The organism is Alkalihalobacterium sp. TH-98 (assembly GCF_057473385.1).
In genome coordinates, this window is sequence record NZ_JBYCKM010000050.1 from 1 (window position 1) to 26,741 (window position 26,741).

Annotated in this window: 21 protein-coding genes and 1 pseudogene; 15 read left to right on the top strand and 7 right to left on the bottom strand. The window is 36.8% G+C overall.

The window, feature by feature from the left end; translation table 11 throughout:
* Positions 1-332: 332 nt before the first annotated feature.
* The 5 genes from AC2VNP_RS20240 to AC2VNP_RS20260 all read left to right on the top strand — a co-directional run bounded on the left by AC2VNP_RS20240 (position 333) and on the right by AC2VNP_RS20260 (position 5,047).
* Positions 333-1,472 carry an alkene reductase gene (locus tag AC2VNP_RS20240; protein WP_486919050.1) on the top strand — a complete coding sequence of 380 codons (1,140 nt, stop codon included), beginning with the start codon at positions 333-335 and terminating at the stop codon, positions 1,470-1,472.
* 252 nt (positions 1,473-1,724) lie between these two features.
* On the top strand, positions 1,725-2,168 hold the full coding sequence (locus AC2VNP_RS20245) for a HEAT repeat domain-containing protein (protein WP_486919051.1): 444 nt from the start codon (positions 1,725-1,727) through the stop codon (positions 2,166-2,168).
* Between the two features lie 159 nt (positions 2,169-2,327).
* Positions 2,328-3,773 (top strand): DEAD/DEAH box helicase, encoded by a 1,446-nt coding sequence (locus tag AC2VNP_RS20250; RefSeq protein ID WP_486919052.1) that lies wholly within the window; start codon positions 2,328-2,330, stop codon positions 3,771-3,773.
* A gap of 202 nt (positions 3,774-3,975) precedes the next feature.
* On the top strand, positions 3,976-4,176 hold the full coding sequence (locus tag AC2VNP_RS20255; RefSeq protein WP_275118823.1) for a cold-shock protein: 201 nt from the start codon (positions 3,976-3,978) through the stop codon (positions 4,174-4,176).
* A 349-nt stretch (positions 4,177-4,525) separates the two neighbouring features.
* Positions 4,526-5,047 (top strand): hypothetical protein, encoded by a 522-nt coding sequence (locus AC2VNP_RS20260; RefSeq protein ID WP_486919053.1) that lies wholly within the window; start codon positions 4,526-4,528, stop codon positions 5,045-5,047.
* Between the two features lie 58 nt (positions 5,048-5,105).
* Here AC2VNP_RS20260 and AC2VNP_RS20265 read toward each other — a convergent pair whose 3' ends face one another.
* On the bottom strand, positions 5,106-6,512 hold the full coding sequence (locus AC2VNP_RS20265) for a PQQ-dependent sugar dehydrogenase (RefSeq protein WP_486919054.1): 1,407 nt from the start codon (positions 6,510-6,512) through the stop codon (positions 5,106-5,108).
* Between the two features lie 260 nt (positions 6,513-6,772).
* Here AC2VNP_RS20265 and AC2VNP_RS20270 point away from each other — a divergent pair.
* Positions 6,773-6,928, top strand: a pseudogene (locus AC2VNP_RS20270) (alkene reductase); the annotation flags it as partial.
* 255 nt (positions 6,929-7,183) lie between these two features.
* Entirely contained in the window at positions 7,184-7,717 is a 534-nt protein-coding gene (locus AC2VNP_RS20275) for a hypothetical protein (RefSeq protein WP_486919055.1), read from the top strand.
* A 121-nt stretch (positions 7,718-7,838) separates the two neighbouring features.
* On the opposite strand, the gene AC2VNP_RS20280 is transcribed toward AC2VNP_RS20275, so the two are convergent.
* Positions 7,839-8,981, bottom strand: a complete 1,143-nt coding sequence (locus AC2VNP_RS20280; RefSeq protein WP_486919056.1) for an acyl-CoA dehydrogenase family protein — start codon at positions 8,979-8,981, stop codon at positions 7,839-7,841.
* A 352-nt stretch (positions 8,982-9,333) separates the two neighbouring features.
* Here AC2VNP_RS20280 and AC2VNP_RS20285 point away from each other — a divergent pair, with 352 nt between their 5' ends.
* On the top strand, positions 9,334-10,638 hold the full coding sequence (locus AC2VNP_RS20285; RefSeq protein ID WP_486919057.1) for an MEDS domain-containing protein: 1,305 nt from the start codon (positions 9,334-9,336) through the stop codon (positions 10,636-10,638).
* A 579-nt stretch (positions 10,639-11,217) separates the two neighbouring features.
* Here AC2VNP_RS20285 and AC2VNP_RS20290 read toward each other — a convergent pair.
* Positions 11,218-12,222 (bottom strand): DUF3231 family protein, encoded by a 1,005-nt coding sequence (locus tag AC2VNP_RS20290; RefSeq protein WP_486919058.1) that lies wholly within the window; start codon positions 12,220-12,222, stop codon positions 11,218-11,220.
* A gap of 1,599 nt (positions 12,223-13,821) precedes the next feature.
* Positions 13,822-14,187 carry a putative zinc-binding protein gene (locus AC2VNP_RS20295; RefSeq protein WP_486919059.1) on the bottom strand — a complete coding sequence of 122 codons (366 nt, stop codon included), beginning with the start codon at positions 14,185-14,187 and terminating at the stop codon, positions 13,822-13,824.
* Between the two features lie 504 nt (positions 14,188-14,691).
* Here AC2VNP_RS20295 and AC2VNP_RS20300 point away from each other — a divergent pair.
* From AC2VNP_RS20300 to AC2VNP_RS20325, 6 genes are all read left to right on the top strand, one after another.
* Complete coding sequence (locus AC2VNP_RS20300; RefSeq protein WP_486919060.1) at positions 14,692-14,901, top strand: hypothetical protein; 210 nt, start codon at positions 14,692-14,694, stop codon at positions 14,899-14,901.
* 232 nt (positions 14,902-15,133) lie between these two features.
* Complete coding sequence (locus AC2VNP_RS20305; protein ID WP_486919061.1) at positions 15,134-15,808, top strand: hypothetical protein; 675 nt, start codon at positions 15,134-15,136, stop codon at positions 15,806-15,808.
* A gap of 288 nt (positions 15,809-16,096) precedes the next feature.
* The gene (locus AC2VNP_RS20310) at positions 16,097-16,387 is read left to right on the top strand and encodes a hypothetical protein (RefSeq protein WP_486919062.1); all 291 of its coding nucleotides are present in this window, start codon (positions 16,097-16,099) and stop codon (positions 16,385-16,387) included.
* Between the two features lie 620 nt (positions 16,388-17,007).
* Positions 17,008-18,789 (top strand): sulfatase family protein, encoded by a 1,782-nt coding sequence (locus tag AC2VNP_RS20315; protein ID WP_486919063.1) that lies wholly within the window; start codon positions 17,008-17,010, stop codon positions 18,787-18,789.
* Between the two features lie 339 nt (positions 18,790-19,128).
* A complete protein-coding gene (locus AC2VNP_RS20320) occupies positions 19,129-20,319 on the top strand; it encodes an ATP-binding protein (RefSeq protein WP_486919064.1) in 1,191 nt (396 codons plus the stop codon).
* 282 nt (positions 20,320-20,601) lie between these two features.
* Complete coding sequence (locus AC2VNP_RS20325; protein WP_486919066.1) at positions 20,602-22,020, top strand: MDR family MFS transporter; 1,419 nt, start codon at positions 20,602-20,604, stop codon at positions 22,018-22,020.
* 169 nt (positions 22,021-22,189) lie between these two features.
* On the opposite strand, the gene AC2VNP_RS20330 is transcribed toward AC2VNP_RS20325, so the two are convergent.
* A complete protein-coding gene (locus tag AC2VNP_RS20330) occupies positions 22,190-22,777 on the bottom strand; it encodes a CBO0543 family protein (protein WP_486919067.1) in 588 nt (195 codons plus the stop codon).
* A 210-nt stretch (positions 22,778-22,987) separates the two neighbouring features.
* On the bottom strand, positions 22,988-23,878 hold the full coding sequence (locus AC2VNP_RS20335) for a DMT family transporter (RefSeq protein ID WP_486919069.1): 891 nt from the start codon (positions 23,876-23,878) through the stop codon (positions 22,988-22,990).
* Between the two features lie 711 nt (positions 23,879-24,589).
* Between AC2VNP_RS20335 and AC2VNP_RS20340 the strand changes: the two genes are divergently transcribed.
* Positions 24,590-25,549, top strand: a complete 960-nt coding sequence (locus AC2VNP_RS20340) for a CPBP family intramembrane glutamic endopeptidase (protein WP_486919070.1) — start codon at positions 24,590-24,592, stop codon at positions 25,547-25,549.
* Between the two features lie 384 nt (positions 25,550-25,933).
* On the opposite strand, the gene AC2VNP_RS20345 is transcribed toward AC2VNP_RS20340, so the two are convergent.
* Positions 25,934-26,185 (bottom strand): helix-turn-helix domain-containing protein, encoded by a 252-nt coding sequence (locus AC2VNP_RS20345; RefSeq protein WP_486919071.1) that lies wholly within the window; start codon positions 26,183-26,185, stop codon positions 25,934-25,936.
* Between the last annotated feature and the right edge of the window lie 556 nt (positions 26,186-26,741).

Sequence of the window (26,741 nt, forward strand, 5' to 3'; positions counted from 1 at the left end):
GCCGTTGTTCACTCATAGGGAACCCCTCCTTGTTATTATCATCATATCCAAAAATGATGTTCGTTAAAGGGGTGTCCACTTTTTATTCTAGTTGCACTCAGTCCGCTTAGCAAAGGGAAGATCACTATTTTGCTACTTTAGGAGAAATCTCGGTTTTGATTTATGTTAATTGAAGAGTCTAAGGTTGATAACGAGAACTTGTATGACTTTTGTCCATTTATAAAATGAATAGATCAATGTCATTTCATTGACAAAAAAATCAAAAAAGAAGTATGATTATTCTAAATTTAATAACAAATTAAAGCGCAATCAAAAGTGAGGAGAGAATTGATATGAGTCAAGGGGACAAAGAGAAAAATAAAACTGTGGCTTGGATAAGGCTACCAACAGACACTAGGAATTGGGCAAACTTGGATAATCCTTCAGATAGAAAGCTATTTGAGCCAGTAAAGATAGGAGCTTGGAATCTTCAAACTCGTACAGCAATGGCTCCGATGACTCGGTGTTTTGCCGATAACGAAACGGGTGTAGTCGGGGGCGATGTAGTAGAGTACTATCGAAAACGAGCTGCGGATGGTATCGGATTAATTATTACTGAAGGAATAGTCGTCAGCCCTCGTGGCAAAGGAAATCCAGGAGTTCCTGGATTATATTCTCAAGAACAAATCGAAAGCTGGAAACCTGTAACAGATGCTGTACATAAGGAAGGTGGCACGATTATTGCTCAGATCTGGCATGTCGGTCGTTTAAGCCACCATGAACTTGCTGGAAACCTACCTCCTCAAGCACCGTCAGCTATCCGGGCTGAAGGAAATGTTACACGATTTCGTAAGCCCTATGATACACCGGAAGAGATGACAATTGATGATATTCAGGAGGTAGTTGGTCAATATGCTCAAGCCGCAAAAAATGCAATAGAAGCTGGATTTGATGGCGTTGAAATTCATGGGGCACACGGCTATTTAATCGATCAATTCTGTTCAGATGTAACGAACAAACGCACGGATCGATATGGAGGAGACCTTCCAGAAAGGTTGACTTTTATGAAAGAAGTTACAAAAGCTGTGATCGATGCCATCGGAACGGACAGAACGTTAATTCGCTTCTCGGCACATAAAGTAGATAATACGGCTTATGAATGGGAAGATCCAGAGTTAGCCATTCGCACGTTTATTGAAGCATTCCGTGAAGTGGGTGCGACGATGATTCATCCTTCCACAATGGAGTTTTCGAAGGTGCTTGCTGATGGAAAAACGATGCATCAACTCGTTCGAAAATATTGGGATGGTGTGAGTATAGGAGTGGGTAACCTTGAACCTGAAGCCGCTGAAAAAGCATTAACGGAAGGAACCATAGATGTAGCAGCTTTCGGACGTCCACTGATTCCTAACGCTGACTTTCTGACTCGTTTGAAAAATGGCGAGGAATTGGAAGAGTACGAAGCAAAAACACACTTGCCGGTTTTGGTATAAATCATAGATAGATTTTGAAGCAAGGGGCGGTCCTCTTGCTTTTTTCTTTTCGAATATAAGCTGATTGGAAAAAATAAAAAAACTGGATCTGCTTAGCCTCCCACAAAGAAGCAATAGAGCCGATGGTGTACTTCACCTAGACCCTTTTATCTCGACAAATTTCGGGTTGTCACAGTGACATTTTCATAAAAGGTAAAATATTTGTAAGGGTTTGGGCGAATATATATATAAAGAGAAGAGGGGGTTAATGATTTGAGTAATTATGAAGAAAGAACAGATTTACCTGCCAATTTTGATGAATTAAAAAAATCCATCAACAGAACAGCCACTTGGCGGGAACGATTGGACGCGGTAGAAGAGTTAGGCATGTGGAAAGCGAGAGAGACGATTGAATTATTAAAGCACAGTATGGCAGGTGATTCTGTATTTAAAGTCCGGGAAGCGGCTTACCGTCAACTTCTAGCCTTAGGGGAACAGGTAACGATGCCGGAACGGAAGGAAGGCGATGCCATTAAAGATACGAAAAAAGTCCTTGTTCGTATAAAAAAGAGCCTGCCTAAGGATCACTCCTATGAAGATTTCAAAGAAAAACTGAAAAAGATGAGAATTGATGTGTATGATACATATGAAGGAGAGAAGGGTGCGGATTTTGATAAGTGGCTTGAGCAGTTGTGGTCTGAATTACGAACCAGATAAAGATAAAAGTCAGCTCAAAAAGCTCCTTTTTAGAGCTTTTTCTGAAAACAGGGTCTATAATTAAAGTCTGTGTTTAAGGGCAATGTTGATTTTTATCATGTTGTATACATTAACTATTAACAAAACCTTAAAAGAATTTATAAAAAATGGGGTTAGTGTATGAGTGAACGAAGCTTTGATGAATATCAGTTAAGTGATGAAATAAATCGCGCACTTTCTATAATGAAATATGAAACGCCAACAGAGGTACAAGGGGAAGTAATTCCACTCGCCATGAAAAAAGAAGATCTAGTAGTCAAATCACAAACGGGTAGCGGAAAAACGGCAGCCTTTGGAATCCCTATTTGTGAAATGATGAATTGGGAGGAAAGAAAGCCCCAAGCGTTAATTCTCACACCAACAAGGGAGCTTGCCGTTCAAGTTCGGGAGGATATTACGAATATTGGTAGATTTAAGCGGATTAAAGCCATGGCTGTTTATGGAAAAGAGCCCTTCTCCACACAAAAAGAGGAATTGAAACAAAGGAATCATGTTGTTGTTGGGACACCTGGCCGGGTAATCGACCATATCGAAAGAGAAACTTTAGCATTGGATGAAATTCAGTATCTCGTTATTGATGAAGCAGATGAGATGCTAAATATGGGTTTTATCAACGATGTGGAAGAGATTATTAAAGCACTTCCTGCTAACAGAGTGACGATGGTGTTTTCTGCAACGTTGCCTAAAGATGTGGAAAACCTTTGTCATAAATATATGGAAAATCCCCGGCATATTGATATAGCGTCTTCAGGGATAACTACTGCTTCTATTAAACATCATTTAATCGAGGTTAACCCAAAAGACAAGTTAACGCTCCTTAAAGATTTAACCGTAGTGGAAAATCCAGACAGTTGTATTATTTTCTGCAATACGAAAGAGCATGTGGATACGGTGTTTTCCGAACTAGAACGCGCTAATTATTCATGTGAAAAACTTCATGGTGGATTAGAACAAGAAAACCGTTTTTCCGTTATGGATGGTTTTAAAAGGGGGAATTTCCGTTATCTTGTGGCAACCGATGTTGCTGCTAGGGGAATTGATGTTGACAATGTAACATTAGTCATTAACTATGACGTACCTATGGAAAAAGAAGGTTATGTTCACCGTACAGGAAGAACAGGCCGATCTGGTAATGAAGGAAAAGCCATTATGTTTGCCACACCGAACGATGGGAAATACCTTAAAGGGATCGAGAAGTACATTGGTTTTCCCATACCGGTCATGGAGCCACCTAGTGAGAAGGAAATTACTAGAGGAAAAGCTGCTTTTGAGGAAAAAATGAGTGGCCGTCGAGTCGTTAGAAATAATAAAACAGCACGGATAAATAAAAATATTATGAAGCTCCATTTTAGTGGTGGGAAAAAGAAAAAGCTTCGACCATTAGATTTTGTTGGAACGATTGCTAATATTCCTGGGGTGAGTGCTGAGGATATTGGGATTATCACGATCCAAGATACGTTAACCTATGTGGATATTCATAATGGAAAAGGTTCGTTAGTGTTAGAAGCAATGGAAAATACAAAGATCAAAGGAAAGAAACTGAAGGTTAGTTTAGCCATTAAATAGTTAAAATTGTCCTAATTATCCTGATCATTTTACATACTAACACTTTCAAAATTTGACTTTTTTAAATGTAAACTGTATTCTTAAGAAGAATTATTTTGTTCGTGTCTCTAAGGAAAGAATTAGTATATAAACTATTTCACTTTGATAAATGAGCAATAATAGTATTAAACAGTGGAACAGATCCACACAGGAGGAAACAAACATGCAACAAGGAACAGTAAAATGGTTTAACGCAGAAAAAGGATTTGGATTCATCGAGGTTGAAGGTGGAGAGGATGTATTCGTACATTTCTCAGCTATCCAAGGTGATGGGTTTAAATCTTTAGATGAAGGCCAAAAAGTAACTTTTGACGTTGAGCAAGGTCAACGTGGACCTCAAGCTACTAACGTAAACAAGGCATAATTATTAAAGGACTCTTTTGTAGAGTCCTTTTTTCTATGCTTGTGTGACTCTTCGCTGCAAGCTGAATCGTTAGTTAAGGAAAATGGTATCCAAAAAGATGACTACTAAGGCTACTGGGTCTGACTTCCACTAGAGTAAAGTATTACTGTAGCGGGGGACGGGCCCGCTTTCGTTAAACGATTCTTAATAATAAACAAATCAAAGGCCTGAGCGGAGATCAGTTCCCTTTTTTGTAAACCCTCCCTATTTTCTGCATAAATTAAAAGGAAGAAGTGATTGGAGGGGGAGTATGAAATGCAATACCGTTTCGTTTTTGAATTAAGAGGATTTGGGTTAACTTAACATGATTATGAAAAAACACGTAAACCATCATTTCCAATTAATCCATGCAGCCATTTTAAGTGCAATAGCTGCCATTCTCCAGTCAGCAGGTGGATTTCTTCCGATTGTAGGATTATTGATAAGTCCATTTGCCACTCTCCCAATCCTAATTATGACGATTACCTCTATTCCATATGGCATAATGAGCTACTTTACTACGATAGTATTATTAATGTTTATGCAGCCATCCGAGTTATTTATTTTCCCATTTACGACTGGTTTACTAGGCTTGGCTTTAGGAGTAGGGATTAAGCTTAAGAAAAGGAAAATCTCCATCATAACCTTGAGCGGGCTTGTTTTATTTTTAGGGATCTTACTGTTAATTTATGTTATCAAATTTCCTATATTAGGACCATCTGTTTCAGCCGGTATGGATTGGAGAATGGTACTGATGCTGATCTCATTTTGCTGGCTTTACGCCTACATTTGGGTTTTATTCACGCGGTTTTTTATGAAGAGATTTAAATTTCCTATAAGGAAAGAAGGATAATAGGGGAAACAAAGGAACGGCTCTCTGCATCGGAAGCAAGCGTTCCTTTGTTTTGAAATCAAGGGACAATTTCAAATACAGTCCCTTGGTTCAAGTCTGTTACTTTCATAGAATTATATACCGCTAAATAAAGATTAGTTTGGGCAAAATTCGTTCCTAAACCCATATAATAAGCTGGTTGAGATCCAAAATCATAGGTAGGTTCAATCACACCCCAATCATTAAGCTTCCCATCAAACCTTATTCTCGTATAAGCTAACCCGCCTCTAACTGGAGATTCCGTTTGTTTATTCCGAGCCAAATCGGTAAACACAAGGCTTCCTGTTAAATCTGGTATTGTGTTACTCATATATGGTTGGACACCAGTAAGTGCAGTGCCTTCAAATTTTTCAGGCCTAGGATCTTGATGAAAATAACTCGTTAAAGGCGGAAGACGATTCACAGAATCTATTACGGCTTCTTTGTAAAATGCAATCGTTTTTTTATCGAGAGAAGAATTACCTGTGCATTCCTCTAAAATCGAAGTTGGAAGAGCTCCTTCCCATCCTCTCCAACCGAAGTTGATCAAGCCCATAGGGTTAGATCTCGTTGAATAAGACTCAACTAGCTGTTTAACAGGGATTGGCTGATAGTAAACAAATGAAAAGATGGACTCTACTAAATCTTGCCCGACATTTCCCACATACTTAATATACTGATTATCATACCTTTGAAAAGAAATACCTGGGGCATTACGCACTCCTTTGGCTACTACCGTTAACGCTTCTTGAATAGAATCTGGAAGTTCATCAAAACGAGTGACAGCAGGTAGATCATTGGTGAATGTTTTAGTCACATCAATTTCAATAATCTTACCGGCTATTTCCATGTTATCCTGGCTTAGATTAAAAGGATCATAGCCTGAGCCTCCATCTCCAGTGGTTAAAACAAGCTTCCCTGTTTCAGGTGAAAAGTTTAAGCTATTGAAACCATTATGATTAAAAAATGGCCTTCTAAGATGAAGTAAAGTTCTTCGTTTTTTTGGTTGCCCATTGGTTTGTATCATCCACTCTTCCACTGTATCAATATGATCGTATTGATTATTTCTATCTTCCCATCTTAAGTTTAGAGTACTTGGATCACACGGGTCAGGTGTAAAAGATTGAGGAAGGGCACCTGGACCTTGAGTACCAGCAACTGAATAATGAAGATAAAATACACCGTTATAATAAAATTGAGGATGAAACGCTAGACCTAATAATCCTCGTTCGTCATATCCGCCAGAAGCACCCAATTGAATAATTCGTGAGCGAATATCTAAAAACAATTGAACCTCGCCATTTCCTATGTAAAAGATTTCTCCTACCTGAGTGGCAATAAACAACCGCTCCACCGTGTCTCCTGGTAAAATCGCTGTTTTCAAAACAGTGGGTAAATTAATGTTCTCCACAAGTGGCCGTAAACGCACATTCACATTCTTCAACATCCCTCACTCCTTTAATTGGTTTTCTCTTACTAAGATATGATAAGTCTTATTTTATTTAGTACTGTGGAGGAGTTTCGGGGTCTGTGATACGCTTCCCTTTAAGTAGACACTATCCCTTTTGGGGTGTTACAGCCTACTTAAGGTGGAGATTTTTTATGGCTAAAAGATATATATAAAAGTTAAATTAAGGATTCGGGGCCTGACCGCCACTAGAGTAAAGTATTAACGCAGCGGGGACAGCGGGGGACAGGCCTCCCTTTCCCGAAACCGCTGAAAAAGCATTAATGGAAGGAACCATAGATGTAGCAGCTTTCGGACGTCCACTGATTCCTAACGCTGACTTTCTTACTCGTTTGATAAATAGGGAGGAATTGGAAGAGTTTGAACCAAAAACGCACTTGCCGGTTTTGGTATAAAATTAATGAAGAGTAAGTAAAAAACTTTGATCCGTTTTGTAATAGGGGATCAAAGTTTTTTTATTCTCTTAAACTTCTATGTAGGCCATGTACAGCTTATGAAGAAGGTGTAGATGAGAAAATAATAGGCTTTTTCTTCTAGTTCTTTTGCCTATACATATACGTCCAAGGGCGCATACCCTAAACAAAATTTAATTAAAAAGGAGAAAAACCAACTATATGATGAACTCTTATTATTACAATCCTAATAGGGAAATGGATACATTAATACAGACGAATGGTGAAGGTATATTAATTACAACTCCAACCCCTGAATTAGAGCGTCAAGAAAGGAATATACTTTCTCTCAATTATCCAGAATTTAAGGGAACAATGTGCGTAACTGGTTGGACATGGATACCTTGTCCAACATTGACAAACCCTGGACGAAGGTGTAGACAAGATATACAAATGCCTTGCGTTCAGACAAGAACGAGCAACTATAGAATTTATGCTTATGTCACTTACCCCAAAAACATAGAAACAGCTGTGAGAAATGAATTAATAGCATGCAATATAACAGCTGTAACGGCAGCATATGAAGTTATCTCTGGAGCAATAGCACTCGCTGCAGGTGGAACCCCAGCAGCACAAGTAGCTGCAGCAGCTGCAGCACTACCTGCAGCAACAGAAGCGTATTTGGCGTCATTTGCTACATGTTTAGCAAGTATTACATTAGCAGGTGCTATTAAACGACAAATAAGGTACGATATAGTCTCTGAGACAAGAAGATTAACCGATTGGAGTTAATCTTACTTCTTAAAACAACTGCCCACCACGAAAAAGGTATATGAATATATCATATACCTTTTTTAGGAGAATGTGGGGTCTGACCACCACTAGAGTGAAGTTAGGGGGGACAGACTTCGCTTTAAACTTTTAAAACAATTTTACTTAACGTGGAACGTAATACATCATTGTTTCCAAAGTGAATGGTTGTTGCCCTGGCATCACGGTATAACCTTTCCAGAGGGAGTTCTTTTGAATAACCGTACATACCGTGTAATTTAATTGCGGTATCAATGATTTCCAGTGCTTTTTCAGTGGAGTAAATTTTTGCCTGAAACACTGAAGGAATTGGCCCTGGTTTGCTGTTATCCCTATCATAGGCTGCCTGATTCAAAAGACTCCGTACAGCTTGTTGGTTGGTTAACATATCGGCAAACCGAATTTGTACTGCACCGATCTCACCTAATTTTTGCCCCATGATCGTCCGATTTTGTAAATAGGATTTTGTATCATCAATTGCCGCTTGTGCCAAGCCGAGGGCGATGGCTCCGGCTCCTAGGGCTGCTAACCCACCAACAGCACCCATTACTCTCATTCCTTCACCAGCCGTTCCGAGTAAGGCAGTGGCAGGAATCCGACAGTTATCGAAGAGTAATTCCCCAGTCGGTAATGCACGGACACCAAACTTATCTTCCATTTTTCCAAAAGTAAACCCAGGGGTTCCCTTTTCGATAACAAACATACTTAATACTGGAGAACCAGATTCACTTTCTGTTTTTGCCATGACTAGATAAAGGTCAGCAAAGCCTGCACCACTAATGAATGTTTTTGTACCATTTAGTAGATAAGAGTCTTTTTCTTTTCGGGCTGTCGTTTGAATGGAAAAGGGGTTGCTTCCGCCAGTTGTTTCAGTACTGGCTAAAGCACAAATCAAATCTCCTTTTGCTAGTGGCTTTAAAAATTTCTCCTTTGCTTCTGAAGTTCCAAAGGCTAGGAGGGCCAAAGAAGTAGCTAGGTGAGAATTATATAAAAAAGAGGTAGCAGGACAGGCTCTTCCAAGTGCCTCCATCGTTATTAAGAAGGTAGAGGAATCAGCACCAGTACCTCCAACAGCTTCTGGAAGCATTAATCCCATTAATCCATGTTGCGAAAGTAGGTCAAAAATCTCTTCTGAAAAGCAACCAACTTTTTCAAACCTCTCCGAAATGGACTGTAATTTTTCTACAGACAGGTTATGTACCATTTTTTTCAACTGCTGTTGTTCTTCTGATAATACCAAGGTCATATGAATTTCCCCCTTTTATTAATAAAAGTATTCGGAATGATTATACTGTTTTGTGGTTAACCATCGCCGTGAGATTTGTCACTAAGTAGTAAATTTTTGGCTTAATAGATTGTTATTATAAAGGTGGATTTTACTGAATGAATTGATTTTTTAACGCAGTAGACGAATACTGTGTAGTAAAGGTCTCCAGTCTCAGACGATTCTTTCACATATAATAACTATTGCGAGATAAGGATCGATTACGACTGATTGTTAATTTTTAAACTAACTGTTAAGATTAAATGACATATACTTTAATTTAATTCGTGTTGTTTCTAGAGGGGAAATCAATAATAGTAGGAATAGGTGATGTATGGAACCATTATTAGATGTTGAAGGTAAAGTGAATTTTACAAGTAACATAGAGTTATTGGAAGGATCTCATATTGTTTATACGTACACGCAAGAGGAGTTTTATTTGAATAACGCTATTTCCTATATAGCAGAAGGTCTAGACTTAAGACAAACCGTAATTTATATTGATACACCGCAACGCTATTTTTCCATCTTAGAAAAGTTGCGACTCTTAAACTACACGGAAAATCAATTAGATGAGATAATCTTTGCAGACACCGATAATTTCTATGAAACTCACGATGTCTTTAATGTAGAGCAGGTTATGGAAAACTTTAATTTTCTACTTGCCCCGTATCTAAAAGATAGAACTTTTCGGTTATGGGGGTTTGTAAAATGGAAAGAGCAAAACGAGAGAACATTAATGGAACGTTTGAAGTTACATGAATGTGATTGCGATTCTTTTGTTAAAGAACATAAGTTTATGGCGGTATGTGCTTATGATGGATTGACATTGCCATCTTCTATCCTTTGTGAGATATTACAAACCCATGAATACCATATGACTGATACTCATTTAACACCTTCCAATTTATATAAAAAAAAGGAAGTTCGGTTCCCGGCTATTTCAGAACAAATCAAACTAGAAAAATCTTATTTGAACACAGCTATTCATTCAGAAAAACTCTCCATTGCAGGTGAATTAGCAGCTGGAATTGCTCATGAGATTAGAAATCCTATCACTTCAATTAAGGGTTTCCTCAAATTAATGGAAACTACGGAGAATAAAAATAAAAAATTCCTTGATATCATTTTTGAGGAAGTAGAAAAAGTTGAACAAATTTCTACTGAATTCTTAGTCTTATCAAAGCCGCATTTAGATAATAAAAAAGATATCAATATCGTTCAGCTTATTGAAAGTGTGAAATTATTATTAGAACCACAAGCAGTTAATAAGAACATAGGTATTCAGTTTGAGTGTAACAAAAGTGAAATTCACATTACTTGTGATGATATGAAAATTAAGCAAGTATTAATCAATTTGATAAAGAATGCAATAGAGGCAATGGACAAAGGGTTTATAAATCTTTTTGTTAGAGAAATGTTTGACCAGGTTCACATCTACGTTGTTGATGAGGGTCCAGGCATTCCTGCAGAAACACTACAGATGTTAGGAAAACCTTTTTTTACAACAAAAGAAGGTGGGACAGGGTTAGGTTTATTGATATGTGAAAAAATTATTACAGACCATAATGGAAAAATGGCAGTAGAGAGTCAAATTGGAAAAGGTACTACCTTTATAGTGAGTTTACCTAAAGCATAATTAGGAATGGTCTGTTCGGGGGCGAGGAAAGATAGAACCCATTAGCAATTCGGGGACAGGCCTGTTTTCCCGTTATTAAGAAGCTAGAGGAATCAGCACCAGAACCTCCAACAGTCTCTGGGAGCAGTAATCCCATTAATTCATTTTGAGAAAGCAGATCAAAAATCTCTTCCGAAAAGCAACCAACTGTTTTAAACCTATCCGAAATGAACTGTAATTTTTCTACATACAGGTTATGTACCATTTTTTTCAATTACTGTTGTTCATCTGATAATACCAAGATCCTATGAATTTCCTCCTTATATTAATAAAAGTATTCGGAATTATCATACTGTTTTGTGGTTACGATCGCCGTGAGATTTGTCACTAAGTAGTAAATTTTTGGCTTAATAGTTTATTATTATAAAGGTCGATTTTACTGAATGAATTTTTTTACGTAGTAGACCGATACTGCGAAAAAGATACCTTCATTTTTAGATGGATTATAAAAAAATGAACTTAAACGAGCAGTTTTGTTGAGTAAGAACTTTTGGTCATAAATAAAACACCTCCTATTAACAAGAGGTGCTAATCAGTAAATTATTTATCTTTTGCAAGATTTTTTCTATTTGGTGCAAGTGGAGGCTCCTCTAACCACTTATACTGCGTCATTATATTGAACCATTCTTTTGTCACCATCAAGTTTTTCAATATAATCTTTTCATAAGTTACTACAAGATCTGTTCGCATTGCGGATGCAAGTCCTGTTCCATGATATGCTTGTGAGGTTTGCATTAGAAATCCAATATGATACAACATCAACTTATCTGAAAAAGGAGAATCCTGAGAAGTTGTGATTTCGGATTCCCAAGACATTGGTACAGGCAGATTATCTTTCTTTAATATACTGCTAAGTGCTTGAATTTGGTTATCTGAGTTTTTTTGCGATGACTCCAAAAATCCCCTTACTTTTTTAGATTGAGCAACTTGGCTAAATGATATAGAAAGAGTTTTCTCCAATATCTTCTTTTTCAAATTAAACGAAAGGCTAATAATTTCAGTTGCAGCTAAAGGTCGTTTGTCCCCAAAGTAGCCATCTAAAAATTGTTGACCTGAAATAAATTCAGGAGTTGTTTCAGGATAAAAGTAAGGATCCTTTTGAAAGTGTCCCTTTTCTAACAGTAGTTCTACCGTTTGATGATACATTCTTTTTCCATCATTATCGCACGCATCATAAAAATATCTCAAATCCTTTCTTACAGAGGCACTAAGTGATGTCATGTGTCCTAATAAACCATGTAAAGTCATAACATGTAAGTAATGTAAACAAAATATGTCTGAAAACAATCTTTTTGTCCCTTTATTAAGGTCTGCATCAGTAAATCCAATGGGTACAGGAAATCCCTCGTTTTCAATAAATGTAGCTATCTGTTTCTTCTGTTTTGCGAATGTACTTATAGCATCCTCAAATAGTGTTTTTATTTTTTCATCTTCTATGATGGATAACATATACTTGTTTATAATATCAACTGCTGTACCATTAACATATTCTCCCCACAAACTCCCTATTTCGGCAGACGTGAGCTTTAGTTCCTCTTTATCCATAAAATCACCTCATAAAATATATTTTACTAATTTGGATAGAAATATTAAAAAATTACTTTGAAAATATAAAGGTAATGTAAAGTTTGAATCCTTGAGAATTATCATATATAAGTATGAACGGTATATTAACTAAAAAAAAGCAAGCAAAACACGTTGCTTGCCTTTTTCGTAAACAATGTAAACAGGTATACTTTATGAATATTCAATAATTTAATTTAGAGATTGCATCCTTAACATCGTATTTAATCTGAATATGATATTGTTAAAGAAAAATGCTACTCTGACTCCCACAGTAATTAAACCTGAGAATAAACTAAAAAGAATATCCAAAGTATATCCCTCCACATTGAGTTTAGTGTTAAATATTAACACTAAAGTTAGTATCTAACTGATGAAGAAATCTATTCAATAAAATTAAATAACTTGAAGTCAGTAATCAATAAAAGAGAGGGTGCTTGTTCAATTATCGGGATGCGTTAGCTGAAGAAAGGTTATTGCCTACTTGCCTTGTTGAAGTAACGGGCAAGATTGTGAATAAGAGAAAAACAGACTAATGTTAAGATAATGTATAAGTTGTTTAAATAAACTTTTTATATGGTAATACATTGAGGTATGCAATTTTTATTTAGCCTGAGAGCTTCTCAGCAATATCTGCAGTGGAGAAAGAAAGTGAAAAAGACCAGCAAAAAAGAAAGCCTCTCAGCTCTCTCACTGTATTTTCTTTACCCTCTTGTAAGTCATTAACTGAAAATACATAAGTATGATGTATAGATTGTAGTAAGAACTAAGCCTACTTAAGCAGAGTAGTATATGTTATTTTTTTGAATAAATTAAAACCTTATCCAACCACCTCTGTAGCTATTGTTTAACAAAAAGATAAACATATACATTCCCCATCCCATGACCGTTTGTCTAGTGGGTTGTAACGGAGGAGGATACGCAAAAAGTTATTCGTCTTTTCTTATTGAAATAATGTTGGTTGAAGAGTTGTTTTCTTTATTTTTTGGTGCAAGCCTATCACAAAGCTCTTCTACTTTCTTCTTAACTCTTCCGACACACCACCATCATCATGTTCTGCCATGCCATCTGGACAACTCCATTTTGCTGTAAAACGACTGTTCTTCTTGAACAATCGCCCCCTGATAGCTTAAGTGATTAGCTTCACAAAGTACGATAAAAAAATATCTGTTTACCTTGACAGTACCTTTTATTCATTTATCACATACCTAGAAGTAATTCACTGTCCAAATAGAAAATACTCGGTAAGGCGTTATGGTAGCTAGTTAGTGAAATATGCAAGGACGATGTAAAGGAATAACTTCAACTATCTCTTTTTGACCTATGTTTTAAGAACATAAATTAAATAACATTTTGCTACACAGTACAACCATACTATTCAGTAGAAAGTGATATTCTACTATCAAAGTGTTTTTGTGGAATATTATAAGCCTAATTCCTCAGTGAAAATAAGGGAGAATTAGGCTTTTTCCATAAACGAAAGAAAGTACTTTTGTGAACAATTTAATGTAGTACAAATCGACTAGAAGAAAGAATTAAAAAAGGAACTAATTTGTAATGCAATTTTATACTATTTAACGGTTAAGAATGATGATTGATATGGGTTAAAACGCGTTGGTATACGCTTATATAAAGGTTAGGGTCAGGGTCTTCACCATTAATTTTAGGTACATCAAAATCAGAAAGTACAAAATGATGTTTAGGCGTAACGTCATGTCTCGCTAAAGAACTTTTACAACATGATAATGGACAACCATCAATTGCAATAATATCTCTTCCTGATTTTGCTGTTCTGACAAGTGGTTTGACATCACCCCCAACACCAGCGATACAGGACATCTCAGCTAATTTTTCCCGATCCATTTTTATAGCAATCATGTTAGCAGTTTGTGCAGCTGAGGAACATCCAGAGCATGAATACACAATGGCTAAGTCACTTTTTTTCATTGTTCTTTCCCCCTTTATATTTTTTGGTAAATAAAACCTATTCCCTTAAAATAATCTTAGGTGAGTACTAAAACCTAGTTTAATTTATTTGTTAGTTAAACTCAGTGATAAATGTCACTTATTTGTAAATATGACCAAAAAACCCCACTAAACAGAACGTCAGGTTTTGTGGAGTGATCATATTTTGTCTTACACCTTTTCCTACATTTATTAAAACTAAGTCCCCGACATCAGATCAAGTGTGTCTTTTACTTGTTAAAAACCATCTAAATCATGAATCTCATTAGAGTAAAGTATTGCCGCAGCGGGGGACAGGCCCCACTTTTCTAAAACTTGCTTCGACAGATTGAAATGACCTAGTACGCGTTCAAGTTAACGTTCTGTTTAATTTTGTGATAGCTCATGTTATAATTAAAAACTTAGGATAATTAAGACTTTTGCTCATAATTGAACGGATGCCAAGATAAGCGTCCGCCTAGAGATAAAATACAGAGGTGTAAGAGAATGAATAAACGATGGACAATCGGTAAAATTAAAGAATTTGTTGAAAACAATTCGGAAAGTAAGTTGCTAACGACGGAATACCATGGTTTTTCACAAAAGTTACTATTTAAATGTGCATGTGGTAGCAATTTTGAAAAAACTTTTACTAAATTTAAAAATAATAACCAACGTAAATGTGACGTGTGCCAACCAGCCAAAGCGTCACGCTAAACGTATAGAAAATAAACGTAGTGCTAGCTTCTATTCCATAGAAGTTGGCGCTATTTTTTATTTCGTTAAGATAAAGGGAGCTGAGTAGATTCGTGTTCTGAGTGAACTCCAGTAGAGTACAACCCTGTTCCTCTCGACAAATTTCGGGTTGTCACAGTGTAGGATTATTTTACCAAAACTAGTTGTGTTATGGTATATTAGTAGATGGAAAATTATACAAGGGGGCAATACTATGAGAAAACTATCTTTAATCGTAATATCACTAGGGTTAGCGATATCGCTTGCGGCATGTGGTTCGGAGGCAGAAGAAACAACTGCTGACGGAAATATGCCAGATACTGAAAACGTAGAGGAAAGTGCAAGTGATGAAGATGAAGAAGCCGATGCTACGGAAGAGGAGTCACAAGAAACCGAAGCTGATAATGGGTGGGAAACGCAAGTAGGGGAAACGGTTGAAAACGAAGGTGGAGCGTTTACCCTTATCGCACGTAACGATCAAGTAGAAACGCAAGAAACGGGTCCTATGATCTTAAATATTCCGCAAGTAAATGCAGCGTCTGCTAAGTTAAAAGGGGATGTAGCGGAATTTCTAGAAACGGAAGATATCGAATATATTCAGATCGATATGGAAGTCGAAAATACTTCGGAAGATACAATCACTTTCTATCCTGCGCAAGCAACGATCACAACGAATACTGGAGAACAGCTTGAGTCTGATATATGGTTGAGCGATCATATCGATGGTGATTTTTACGGGCAAGTAAAACAAGAAGGCTCGCAATATTTCATTTTAGAAAAGTCGAAAGCTGAAGAAATTGAGTGGGTTCGTATATTGATTAGCGCACCATTAGATGAAAACTGGAATAGCCTCGGAGAAGATTTAGACTTCCGCGTTGAATTAAAATAATAAGCCGTAAGAATGACGAAAAGAGAATGTAGTTTTTTACATTCTCTTTTTATTACTGTGGTACTTGCATTTTAAATTGTCATTTCAAAGACTATAAGCATCCAAATCTAAGCTAGTAGTCTTTGGTTAGTGGGGCTGCTCCCTGCTAGAAAAAGCGTTACTGCAGTGGGGGCAGTTCACAGACCCCGTTCCTCTCGGTAAATTTCGGGTTGTCACAGTGACGAATTATATTGCATATTCGAAGTTCTCTTTGGTAAAATAAGAACAAATGTTCCTCAGGGGGATTTCATGATTGAATTAGGTACATGTGATAAATGCAATAGGACTGGTAGAGCTAAAAATTTAAAGCATAAGTATGGTCAAAAGTTATGCCCTGACTGTGATTATCGTAGGTACTTCATTATGTTGTACTTCTTTGAAGGTGTAACCAAGATACTACAGGTAATGGATACAAAAGAAGGACAGATCATAAAGGTCTTAGATGAAGATTATATTAATGGCAATATGGACGCTGAGATGAAAAGAGATTTAGAGGAAGATTACGCATCGAAGGTATTGAACAAGAAACCATATTATTGAAAACATTAAGGTATTCGATATCCTAAGGCAGCTGGAGAGAAAAGTCTACAGATTAACGATTGGGTCGAAAACGGGTATGAATGATAAATTTATATAGAGTACTGGATCTTGAAAGTAATCGAAAGAAGCTTAAAAGGCGAATAAAAAAGTTTACTATCTTCAACAACGGGTCCATATTGTGGAAGGTAGAAATGTGACGTAGTAGACGTCTACTATGCAGCAAAAAAAGTGAGATTCAGAATGACCTAATGAGTTTTAAGTTGGATACTTATGTTAAAGTATAATCGGCATTGTGAAGTATTGTACTTAAAGTAACCTACTCTTCGTGACACAACAAATACTTTGGGTACGTTCGCGATAAAGTAATCGTTAGATCGTGTGATTAATACTAGCTGTGGGCATGTAATTAAAACTATCGCGATCTTTAGCTGTTAAATAGGAAGGGGAAACTTGGTAGAAAAAGCTATTAAACGCGTTAATCTGTAGATTTCGTATCAAACCTCAGTTGAACGAGTACAGCTATGGATATAGAATTCTTTTTTAGGATATACAGTCATATTGCAGTTCTCTTACATACGATACAGCAGAAGTATAACTTTAGTACTATAGGAGGGTGTGACATGATTAAACCTAAATATCCTCGAGATCGTTCTCCGGAAAATAATAAAAGACCAAATTTTCTTATTATTCTTGTTGATGAGGAACGGTTTCCAACCACTTATGAAAACGAAGCTCTAAAAGAATGGCGTAAAACTCATTTGAAGACACAGGAGCTTCTACGAGAAAACGGTATGACATTCTTAAATCATTATATTGGAAGTACAGCTTGTTCACCTAGTAGAACAACACTTTACACTGGCCAGTATCCATCCCTACATGGGGTCACTCAAACAACAGGTGCAGCGAAAGGAGCTTTTGATTCAGATGTATACTGGCTTGATCACAATACAGTCCCAACTCTAGGTGACTATTTTCGTTCTGCAGGTTATCGTACGTTTTGGAAAGGGAAATGGCATGCTTCTGATGAGGACATAATCGTTCCAGCAAGTCATAATGCAATGTTAAGTTATAACCCAACAACTGGGGTCCCGGATCCCGAAAAGCAAAAGCTTTATTTACATGCAAATCGACTAGATTCCTATGGCTTTGATGGGTGGATTGGACCTGAACCACACGGATCAAACCCCCGAAATTCAGCTTCATCGGCTGCGATTGGGTTAAATGGCCGTGATGTCGTTTATTCTGAAGAGGTTGTTCGATTAATTAAATCCCTAGAAGATGAAGTTTATTCGGCGAATCACAAGCCTTGGTTAATTGTTTCATCATTTGTAAATCCGCACGATATTACCCTATATGGGTTATTCACACAATTACTACCAACATATAATTTTTCAGTAGATCCTACAGTTCCTTTTATACCACCAGCCCCGACAGCAAACGAGGATCTTCTTACTAAGCCCTCAGCCCAACGTAATTACCGAGACGTTTATCAACAGGCATTACAACCTACATTAGATACACCTTTCTACAGGCAGCTATACTATTCACTTCATAAGCAGGTTGATGATGAAATGTATAAAGTGTTTACCGCACTTAAACAATCTATTTTCTATGAAAATACAATTGTGGTATTTACTGCAGACCATGGCAGTTTAATTGGGGCCCATGGAGGATTGTTTCAAAAATGGCATAATGCCTATGAGGAAGCACTTCATGTTCCACTCATTATTCACAGTCCTAAATACTTTGCGGACTGTAAAGAAACGGATATGCTAACAAGTCATGTGGACATTGTTCCTACTTTATTAGGACTTGCAAATATTGATGTTCAAGAAGTCCAAGAAAAATTGAAAACAGATCATACAGAGGTCCATCCCTTAGTAGGTCGCGACTTAACTTTGTTAATTAATAGAAATTTAGATTTTACTCGAGGTGATGAGGCTCTTTACTTTATGACAGATGATGAATTTTCCAAAGGTTTAAATCAATACACCCTAACTGGCCAACCATATGAAGCAGTTAGACAGCCTAATCATTTGGAAACTGTCATCGTCAAACTACCAACAGGAGAAAATAACTCAAAGGAAATTTGGAAGTTTACTCGGTATTTCGATAATCCACAATTTTGGAGCGATCCAGGCGTTGAAGATGTTGAAACTACCCAGAAGAAAGCCACAGATATTTCTGAGGATCTTCAGGCTGCTATTTGTATCACAACCACTAAATCCCAGCCAGTGCCTGATCAATTCGAGTTATACAATATAACGCGGGATCCGTTTGAGGAAATAAACCTTGCACACCCTATACATGAAACACCTGAATCAAAAACGATTCAAAAACTTCTAACAGGTATTCTTCAAGAACAACGCAAGCAAAAAAGACTCACTCCTTCAAGTGGTTAATTACATGGGAAATGTGCTTGCCCCCCAGTGCGGTAGTGAATTACTCCATCGGGGGTCAGGGTTTTTAGGTTAACTCTTGGATTACGTAGTTGACCTATACTACGCAGCAAATGTTTATTTGGTATTGCAAAATAACTGTAGCAAAAGATCCGTCTCCTCAATTTTTGATATATTCGACTTTTTTTTTAAATGTGATAAAACTTTTAAATTAAAATGTTATTATGGTTATGATTTAACTATTAGGAATAGAGAGGGATTTATATGTCACTCATAACCAAGGATTTACTTACTAACTTTATGTTGATTATTACCCCTATTTTTCTTGTTAACCTTTACATAATGGAACGAAAGTTTAATCTAAGTGAAGCAATGATTAAAAGAGTAATGGTCGTTGTGTTTAGTGTTTGTATAATTCTTGCTTTATCATTTTCCTTTGAATTGTCGAAGGGTCTTATTTTTGATTTTCGAACAATACCTTTTATTTTTGGATTGCTTTATGGTGGCCCGAGAATGGGAGCCATTTTATTAGTAGTCCTTCTTTCATATCGTTTTGCTCTAGGTGGTGAAGGTGTGTGGGCCGTGTTAATCACCTATCTCATCTTGTATGTATCTGGGTGTTTCACATGGAAACATTATCAGGAAATGTCTATACGTAAAAGATATCTGACGACAATAGGTTTCATGCTTCTTACCGTGCTACTTTTGTTCATCTCAACTGCAATTTTGTTTAATTCCTTTGCTTTTTTTGATTTTGTTTTCTGGTTAAATTTCACTATAATCCATGTGGTAGGAGCAATTATCTTTATTCATTTAATTGAAATGATGTTACAAAACTATCAACTTAGAAATGAAATGATACGTAATGAGAAATCAGAGGTTATTAGTCAGTTAGCTGCATCTATTGCTCATGAAGTTAGAAATCCATTGACGACCACCAGTGGAGTAATCCAACTTCTACTAAAAGATGAAATTGAAGATAAAGAAAAACGTAAGGAATTACTTAAACTTGCTAAACAGGAGTTAAAGCAAGCGGAAAGTGTAATAAGTGATTACCTGCTCGTTGCACGACCATACCAAAATAAGGTGGAAACTTTATCAATTGATGAAATTTTATATCGTTCCATAGAGATCATTCGTCCAATGGCAAATATGAATAGTGTAAACATTGTAAGCGAATTGGAAAACAATTGTTACGTCACAGGAGAAGTCCAGAAGTTACACCAATGCTTCTTGAACCTAATAAAAAATGGTATTGAATCTATGCCAAATGGTGGTACATTAACTGTTAAATGTAAAATAATAAAAGGACAATCCAAAGTACAAATTACCATTACAGACTCTGGGATAGGTATGTCAAAACATCAAATAGAATGTATAGGTGATCCATATTATTCAACTAAAGAAAATGGAACAGGACTAGGTATGATGGTCGTTTATCGGATAATTGAAGGAATGGGAGGAAAAATTAAAGTCTACAGTGAATTGGAAAAAGGCACTGAATTTAAAATCCTTCTTCCTCAAACCAAATAAAATTCTTATTAATATAGCGGTTAAGAGACGGTAGGAAAAACAAGGAAACCACATTGGACTCTTGGCCCTCTTGCATAGCAAGAGGGTTTGTTGTTCTTGTAGTTAAATTTGTTGACCACATTTCACTGTAAAATTCCAGCTCCTACTTTATTATGGTAGAATAATATATTATAACTTCATCTTAATAGCAGTGTACACGCATATATTTCGAATTGCGAAATATACTTATTAAGATATACTTATAGATAGGAAATTAACTTAGTAGATCAGGAGTTTTGCATCGTGGATAATCAGAATTATAATAAGGTACTTATTGCAGGGTTGCTGCTTGTCGGGTCTTTTATTGCAGTATTGAACCAGACGCTCATGATTACGGCAATTCCGCCATTGATGATAGAAATGAATATTACGGCCAACACCGGCCAATGGCTGACAACAGTATTTATGCTGGTGATGGGGATTATGGTCCCGATCTCAGCATTTCTAATTGAAAAGTTTACAACGAGGCAGTTGTTCTTATCAGCGATGGGGATTTTTACGTTCGGAACGGTAATCGCTGCTGTCGCGACGAATTTTCCTGTGCTTCTTGCTGGGAGAATTATTCAATCGATGGGGGCAGGGGTGATGATCCCCTTAATGCAGACGGTCTTTTTACTCATCTTCCCTGTGGAACGACGAGGGACCGCGATGGGATATATAGGTCTTGTGATTTCGTTTGCGCCAGCGATCGGCCCGGTGTTATCGGGATGGATTATCACCACGTATGAGTGGCGCTACATGTTTTACGGGATTTTACCGTTAGCGATATTAATGTTGATTGTCGCTTATTTTAGTATGAGAAACGTGACCGAGCTTAAAAATCCGAAAGTCGATCCAGTCTCCATTATGTTATCGACCTTTGGTTTTGGAGGACTTCTATACGGGTTCACGAGTGCAGGGAATAATGGCTGGGGGAATTGGCAAACACTGCTTTTCCTTATCTTAGGTTCACTGACGATTTACTTTTTCATTCGACGCCAGCTAGGGTTAGCGCGCCCGATGCTCGAATTCCGAGTGTTTAAGGCGAAGATGTTCACACTTTCAACGATTATTTGCAGCATTGGCTTTTTGGGCTTGATTGGACTGGAGACACTCATTCCTCTCTATATGCACAATATGCGCGGGTTTACAGCCGTTGAAGCAGGAATTGTGTTGCTTCCAGGAGCCCTAATTACAGGGTTTATGGCACCAATTACTGGTCGACTTTTTGACCGATATGGTGCGCGGGTGTTAGCGATACCTGGTCTGATCATTATGACGGTTTCATCGTTTGCCTTTTTGTTCATTGATACAAACACGTCGATTATGTATTTAAGTGTGATGTATGCGATCCGGATGTTCGGCTTCGGGATGGTGATGATGCCAGTCAACACTGCAGGATTAAATCAAATTCCAAGAAAGCTGATTCCGCACGGGTCAGCGGTAACGAATACGATTCGCCAAATGTCAGCGTCGATTGGAACGGGGCTGCTGGTCACAGCGATGACCACCGCTGAAAGAGCGGGTTCTAACTTCCCGCAAATTGCAAACCCTGATATTTTTGGGGCGATCGTTGCCTTTGGTATGATTGCAGCATTAACGTTTGTCTCCTTAATTCTCGGATTTAAAGTGACGAAAACAGAAACACCAACCGATGAACAGTGGGAGAAAGGGGCGAGTTAGGGTTGTGTTAAAATTTCTGTCACATTGAAAGGCAATAGCAATAAAAACAGCGTACCTATTCACATATGACTAGGTACGCTTGTTTTGTTGATTTTTCGACGTGAATTATGCACTAGAACCCCTGATAAAAAAACTATTTTGGTAACGCCCCAAAAGAGGTGGTACGTTGTTATACCTCTCTATACTTAGGGGAATTTTGCATCCTCAAGAAAAGGTTGGTAATAAGCTTTGAAAATAGAAATATGATGCAATACAAAATAAATAGATGAAAATAATTAGTCCCTTTATTTAAAACAAATAAATTTAGATGTACCAATATCGGTTTAAATGCAAAGGCTAATAGGAGTGACAATGCAAACGAATAAATATAAAAATTCTTCTTATGGTTTATTGTCCATTGATAAATAATCATATACACAACTGGAATTAAAGCCGCATCTAAGGATAGGTTACCAGGAATGTATGGTATTAACTCAAAGGGATAACTGAAAAATCCATGTTTAACACCAGCTATATTAATATAACTGAACCAAATGTGAATGTTCGTACCATAAAAACCCAAGAGAAAAATATTCTTCCTATCTATTACAAAATACAACAAAACTAAGGGAACTATAAACATAAATAAAACGATCTTAAAACCCCAAGTATCAATATGGGAATATTGTTGCCAGAACTCTAGCTGGGTTTGGGTTAGTTTTTCAGTCATCGAGGTTATTTTATCAAGGGCATCCAAATGTTCTTTTGACGTCAACATAAAACGAATCCCACCCTTTTTTTTAATTATTATTGGTAAGGAATTTTGAAATTATCCATGATTAGTACTGTATAGATTAAAAGGGCTTTGTGGAAGAATGTCTTTAAGCTATTGAAGATTTTTTTTGCATAAAACAAAAAGAAGAAGACCGTCAATGTGGACGATCTTCTTAGAAAATGTCATTTGACTTAAAAAATGTGCCTGAATTAATTAGTTGCTGGACATAAACTTTTTCTCGGACTGCTTTACGCTAAGTACGGTAATTGTAAGCAGGATGAGCACCATTCCAAGAAGTTGAATGATTGTCAAATGATCTCCAATAAGCAGAACGCCAAATAATGAAGCAGTCACAGGCTCTACCATTGCGACCATCGAAGCAGTTGTCGGGGGAGTCCATCGAATGCCAATCAGATAAATTATAAATGAAATTCCAGCACCAACGATCCCCAATAGAAGAAACCATCCTATGTCACTTGATGTCAGTACACTAGCTGCTTCACCTGTGTCCGTAAAAAGAAAAAGGATGAGACAAAATGAAAGAAAAGCGATAGTTAAGGTGGTCTGCGGCTTTCCGATAGAAGAGGCATTTTTAAACGCGAATATAAATAAAGCATAAGAAAGTCCAGAAGCAAGCCCCGCTGCTGTCCCTAGAAAACTCACTGAAATTGATTCGGTGTTGTAGGCACCTGTAAGCAGGATAATCCCCATAAGTACACCGGAAATGCACCCCCATTTAAACCAAGTCGAACGTTCTATTCGTAATAAAAAGGAGATTAAAAGAACGAACAGAGGTGCGGTGTACATTAACGTAGCAGCAACAGCAATGCTTGATGCTTGAATACTTACAAAATAAAAAGTGAAATTTCCAGCAACACCAATACCTGCCAATAGGGACCATATGTATAAACGGGTAGAGAAGATCCAATTTTGTCTAAAGCGAAAGAGAAACCAAGCGAAAAAACATATAAATCCAACAACCCCTCGGTAAAATGAAATCACAATAGGATCCCAGCCCTTGTTTATTAAAATATTGGCAATTCCCCCACTAATGCCCCAGCATATAGCGGCTAGCATAACCAAACCTACACCTGAAAATCTCATCGTGAACCTCCTAAAGATAAGTCATGGTATGAATTTTTGATCACACTATTAGAAACCTAACGTGGCCTTAATAACGAAAATTCAAGGACCAAACGCCTCTTGACGTTCCTAATCAAACTTAAAACGTATGTAATTCCTTTAATTTCTCATCCCTAAACCTAAATCAGTTCGCATGCAATATGAAAGGACGGTTGCTCTAAAAGAATATTTGAAACTTTACGATCAGGGGATAGCGGTAAAAACAGTGAAGTTCAATATTACTGACTGCCATAAAGGAGTTGTCGATAAGGCAACACCTCAGTTTGTTAAGGAGCATAATCTTTATGAGAATCTCTGGTTTTTATGGTAAATTGTTTAAAACAGTCTATTGATCTAATTGCAATTACAAATAGAATTTTATTTTATATTGGATACATTATTTCTGTAATTAGGGGTTTATGCTTAATCAATAAAGTAAAACTTCACTTTTCTTATTGCATTAAAAGGGGCTTTTTTTGAAGAAGACCAACTGACAAAAACACATTAGTTTGCTGCGCAGTACAACGATATTGTGCAACAAATGTCTTTAGTTTTCGGTTAGAGAAAGAATGTGTACTTAAACTGACAAGCACAAGCCCAAGAGTTAATAGCGCTATTAAGAAATTGTTTCACAAACGGTCCATATTGTTGAAAAATGATTGAATAAATTATCTTTATTTGAAATAATTAGGATTGAACAAAGCAGAATACTTAAAAAAAATATGTGCAATGAGGAAAAGGGGAATTTTCCATAATGGGGGAAGGTATTTGAACAAAAGGTTTGTATTCACACTTATTCTTATTTTAATAGCTTCGATATTACCAATTATTTTGTTAAAAGAAACATTGGGCTATGTGCCTTTTTGGGTATCGTTTATACAGCTCTTCCTTCTGATGGTCGGATGTTTATTTTGTTTTTTTGTAGAAGATTTTAAACCTTTCTTAAAATTTGCTATCATTCTTGTTACAATCATTTTAGGAGAATTAATTATTAAATCTATTTCTAAAACATCCTTTTGGATCTCTTTGTTTGACGGTGATTCTTTTATAGATCATTTCGGAAGCAGCATTCTCTTAAAACTTATAATGGTTATTCCTGTGATTTTCGTGTTACTTTTATTATTAAAAACAAGAGAAGCTGCATACCTTACCAAGGGTAATTTTTCTGTTAAAGCTAGTAAAATTGGCTTTCTAGGAATTAAGGAATATAGAATTAGCTGGGGAAAGCTTTCCATCATTTCCGGCTTCTTAATTGCACTTGGTACGCTTCTATTAACTTTGTTTACCGTAACAGGTTTTTCTGTTCCAAGTGGTTTAGATCAATTAATTGTTTTCTTTCCTGTTATTATCTTATTAGCACTGGCAAATTCATTTTGTGAAGGGGTAATTTATAGAAGTGCCATATTAGGAACACTTAAAGAGGCTTTACCAAAAAACTCTGTTGTTCTTATTGCGGCTATATTCTTTGGAATTGCCCACTATTACGGTGCTCCCAGTGGTATGGTCGGTGTATTTATGAGTGGTCTTCTAGGGTGGTATCTGTGTAGAAGCATGTACGAAACAAAAGGTTTTGCCACTGCCTGGTTCATTCATTTCATGCAGGATGTTGTGATTTTCTCTACTATATATTTGTTGTTTGGATATACAAACTAATGTTTTTAAGGTTTTAGGCATTTCAACTTATCAACGATCTGGAACGTTTGTCTCACATTTGAGAGAACGTTCTTTTTTCAATTAAGTTCAATTTGTGGAAAATGTTTATATTTAACTTCCATAGTAATGTTATTAAGTTTTCACATAAACTATGATCAAGAGATGTGCGCCATGATTATCCAGAGCCAATTCAACAACAGTTTATTCAAATAATAAATAAGAAACAAAATTATCGATGGTATCTGAATATGATGGATTAATTGAACTTCAAAAATGGACGAGAATATGTTAAACAGAGATCACTTTGTTTGTTCTAACAATACTTGATAGGCTGGAATGATACACATTGAGAGGGAGAAGGAGATCCTCGCTACTCCACATGGTTCATTTTTTCAAATCTTCTCTTATTCTTATATCTACTTCATGAAGAATAGCACTAGGTATAGTATGGAGTGCCATTGCTAGATTAAAAAGTACATCCAAAGTTACGCTTCTTCTACCGCCTTCAATATCAATGATGTTTCGCATGGAAAGGCCTGCTTCCTCAGCTAATTGCTGTTGCGTCATCCCGTTCGTTTCTCTTAATCGTTTAATTACTTTTCCAAATGTTTTAAACAGAAGATTGTTTTTACCCATGTGAAAGCTCCTTTTTAAACAAATTATAGAATTTGTCCAGAAGAAGCGGAATGAAATATAGTGCACATAGAGGGATATAATGTAAAAAGCCTAAATACAGTTTAAAAGTATCAGTGCTACTACCCTTATTATTATGCACCGATGCTGTTTTGAATGGAATGAACGATAGATAGTGCATGTTTGATTAAGAAATTGTAAATTTTCAAAATGCGAGAATTGAGATAAGGTGGCGTTCGATGGTTAAGGTTAGGAGGTGTTTTTCTAGAGGTTAAGTGTATGGGGATTGGTGGTGTGATGAACCCAGATTTTTAGAGATGCAGGGGCTGGGTAACGTAAGCGGACTCTGAGGCCCTTATTTCGATGAAAATGGCCACTTTATAGATGTTAGCGGACTCAGAAGCCGTTATTTCGTATGAAACAAGTGAAAACGAACGCAATCTTGCTAGATAAGGGCCTCTCTGCAACTAGAATAAAAAGTGGACACCCCTTTAACGAACATCATTTTTGGATATGATGATAATAACAAGGAGGGGTTCCCTATGAGTGAACAACGGCA

Coding starts and splice junctions, on each gene's coding strand:
- AC2VNP_RS20240 (WP_486919050.1), top strand. CDS start 333: ATGAGTCAAGGGGACAAAGAGAAAAATAAAACTGTGGCTTGGATAAGG.
- AC2VNP_RS20250 (WP_486919052.1), top strand. CDS start 2,328: ATGAGTGAACGAAGCTTTGATGAATATCAGTTAAGTGATGAAATAAAT.
- AC2VNP_RS20255 (WP_275118823.1), top strand. CDS start 3,976: ATGCAACAAGGAACAGTAAAATGGTTTAACGCAGAAAAAGGATTTGGA.
- AC2VNP_RS20260 (WP_486919053.1), top strand. CDS start 4,526: ATGAAAAAACACGTAAACCATCATTTCCAATTAATCCATGCAGCCATT.
- AC2VNP_RS20265 (WP_486919054.1), bottom strand. CDS start 6,512: ATGTTGAAGAATGTGAATGTGCGTTTACGGCCACTTGTGGAGAACATT.
- AC2VNP_RS20275 (WP_486919055.1), top strand. CDS start 7,184: ATGGATACATTAATACAGACGAATGGTGAAGGTATATTAATTACAACT.
- AC2VNP_RS20280 (WP_486919056.1), bottom strand. CDS start 8,981: ATGACCTTGGTATTATCAGAAGAACAACAGCAGTTGAAAAAAATGGTA.
- AC2VNP_RS20285 (WP_486919057.1), top strand. CDS start 9,334: ATGGAACCATTATTAGATGTTGAAGGTAAAGTGAATTTTACAAGTAAC.
- AC2VNP_RS20290 (WP_486919058.1), bottom strand. CDS start 12,222: ATGGATAAAGAGGAACTAAAGCTCACGTCTGCCGAAATAGGGAGTTTG.
- AC2VNP_RS20295 (WP_486919059.1), bottom strand. CDS start 14,187: ATGAAAAAAAGTGACTTAGCCATTGTGTATTCATGCTCTGGATGTTCC.
- AC2VNP_RS20300 (WP_486919060.1), top strand. CDS start 14,692: ATGAATAAACGATGGACAATCGGTAAAATTAAAGAATTTGTTGAAAAC.
- AC2VNP_RS20305 (WP_486919061.1), top strand. CDS start 15,134: ATGAGAAAACTATCTTTAATCGTAATATCACTAGGGTTAGCGATATCG.
- AC2VNP_RS20310 (WP_486919062.1), top strand. CDS start 16,097: ATGATTGAATTAGGTACATGTGATAAATGCAATAGGACTGGTAGAGCT.
- AC2VNP_RS20315 (WP_486919063.1), top strand. CDS start 17,008: ATGATTAAACCTAAATATCCTCGAGATCGTTCTCCGGAAAATAATAAA.
- AC2VNP_RS20320 (WP_486919064.1), top strand. CDS start 19,129: ATGGAACGAAAGTTTAATCTAAGTGAAGCAATGATTAAAAGAGTAATG.
- AC2VNP_RS20330 (WP_486919067.1), bottom strand. CDS start 22,777: ATGTTGACGTCAAAAGAACATTTGGATGCCCTTGATAAAATAACCTCG.
- AC2VNP_RS20335 (WP_486919069.1), bottom strand. CDS start 23,878: ATGAGATTTTCAGGTGTAGGTTTGGTTATGCTAGCCGCTATATGCTGG.
- AC2VNP_RS20345 (WP_486919071.1), bottom strand. CDS start 26,185: ATGGGTAAAAACAATCTTCTGTTTAAAACATTTGGAAAAGTAATTAAA.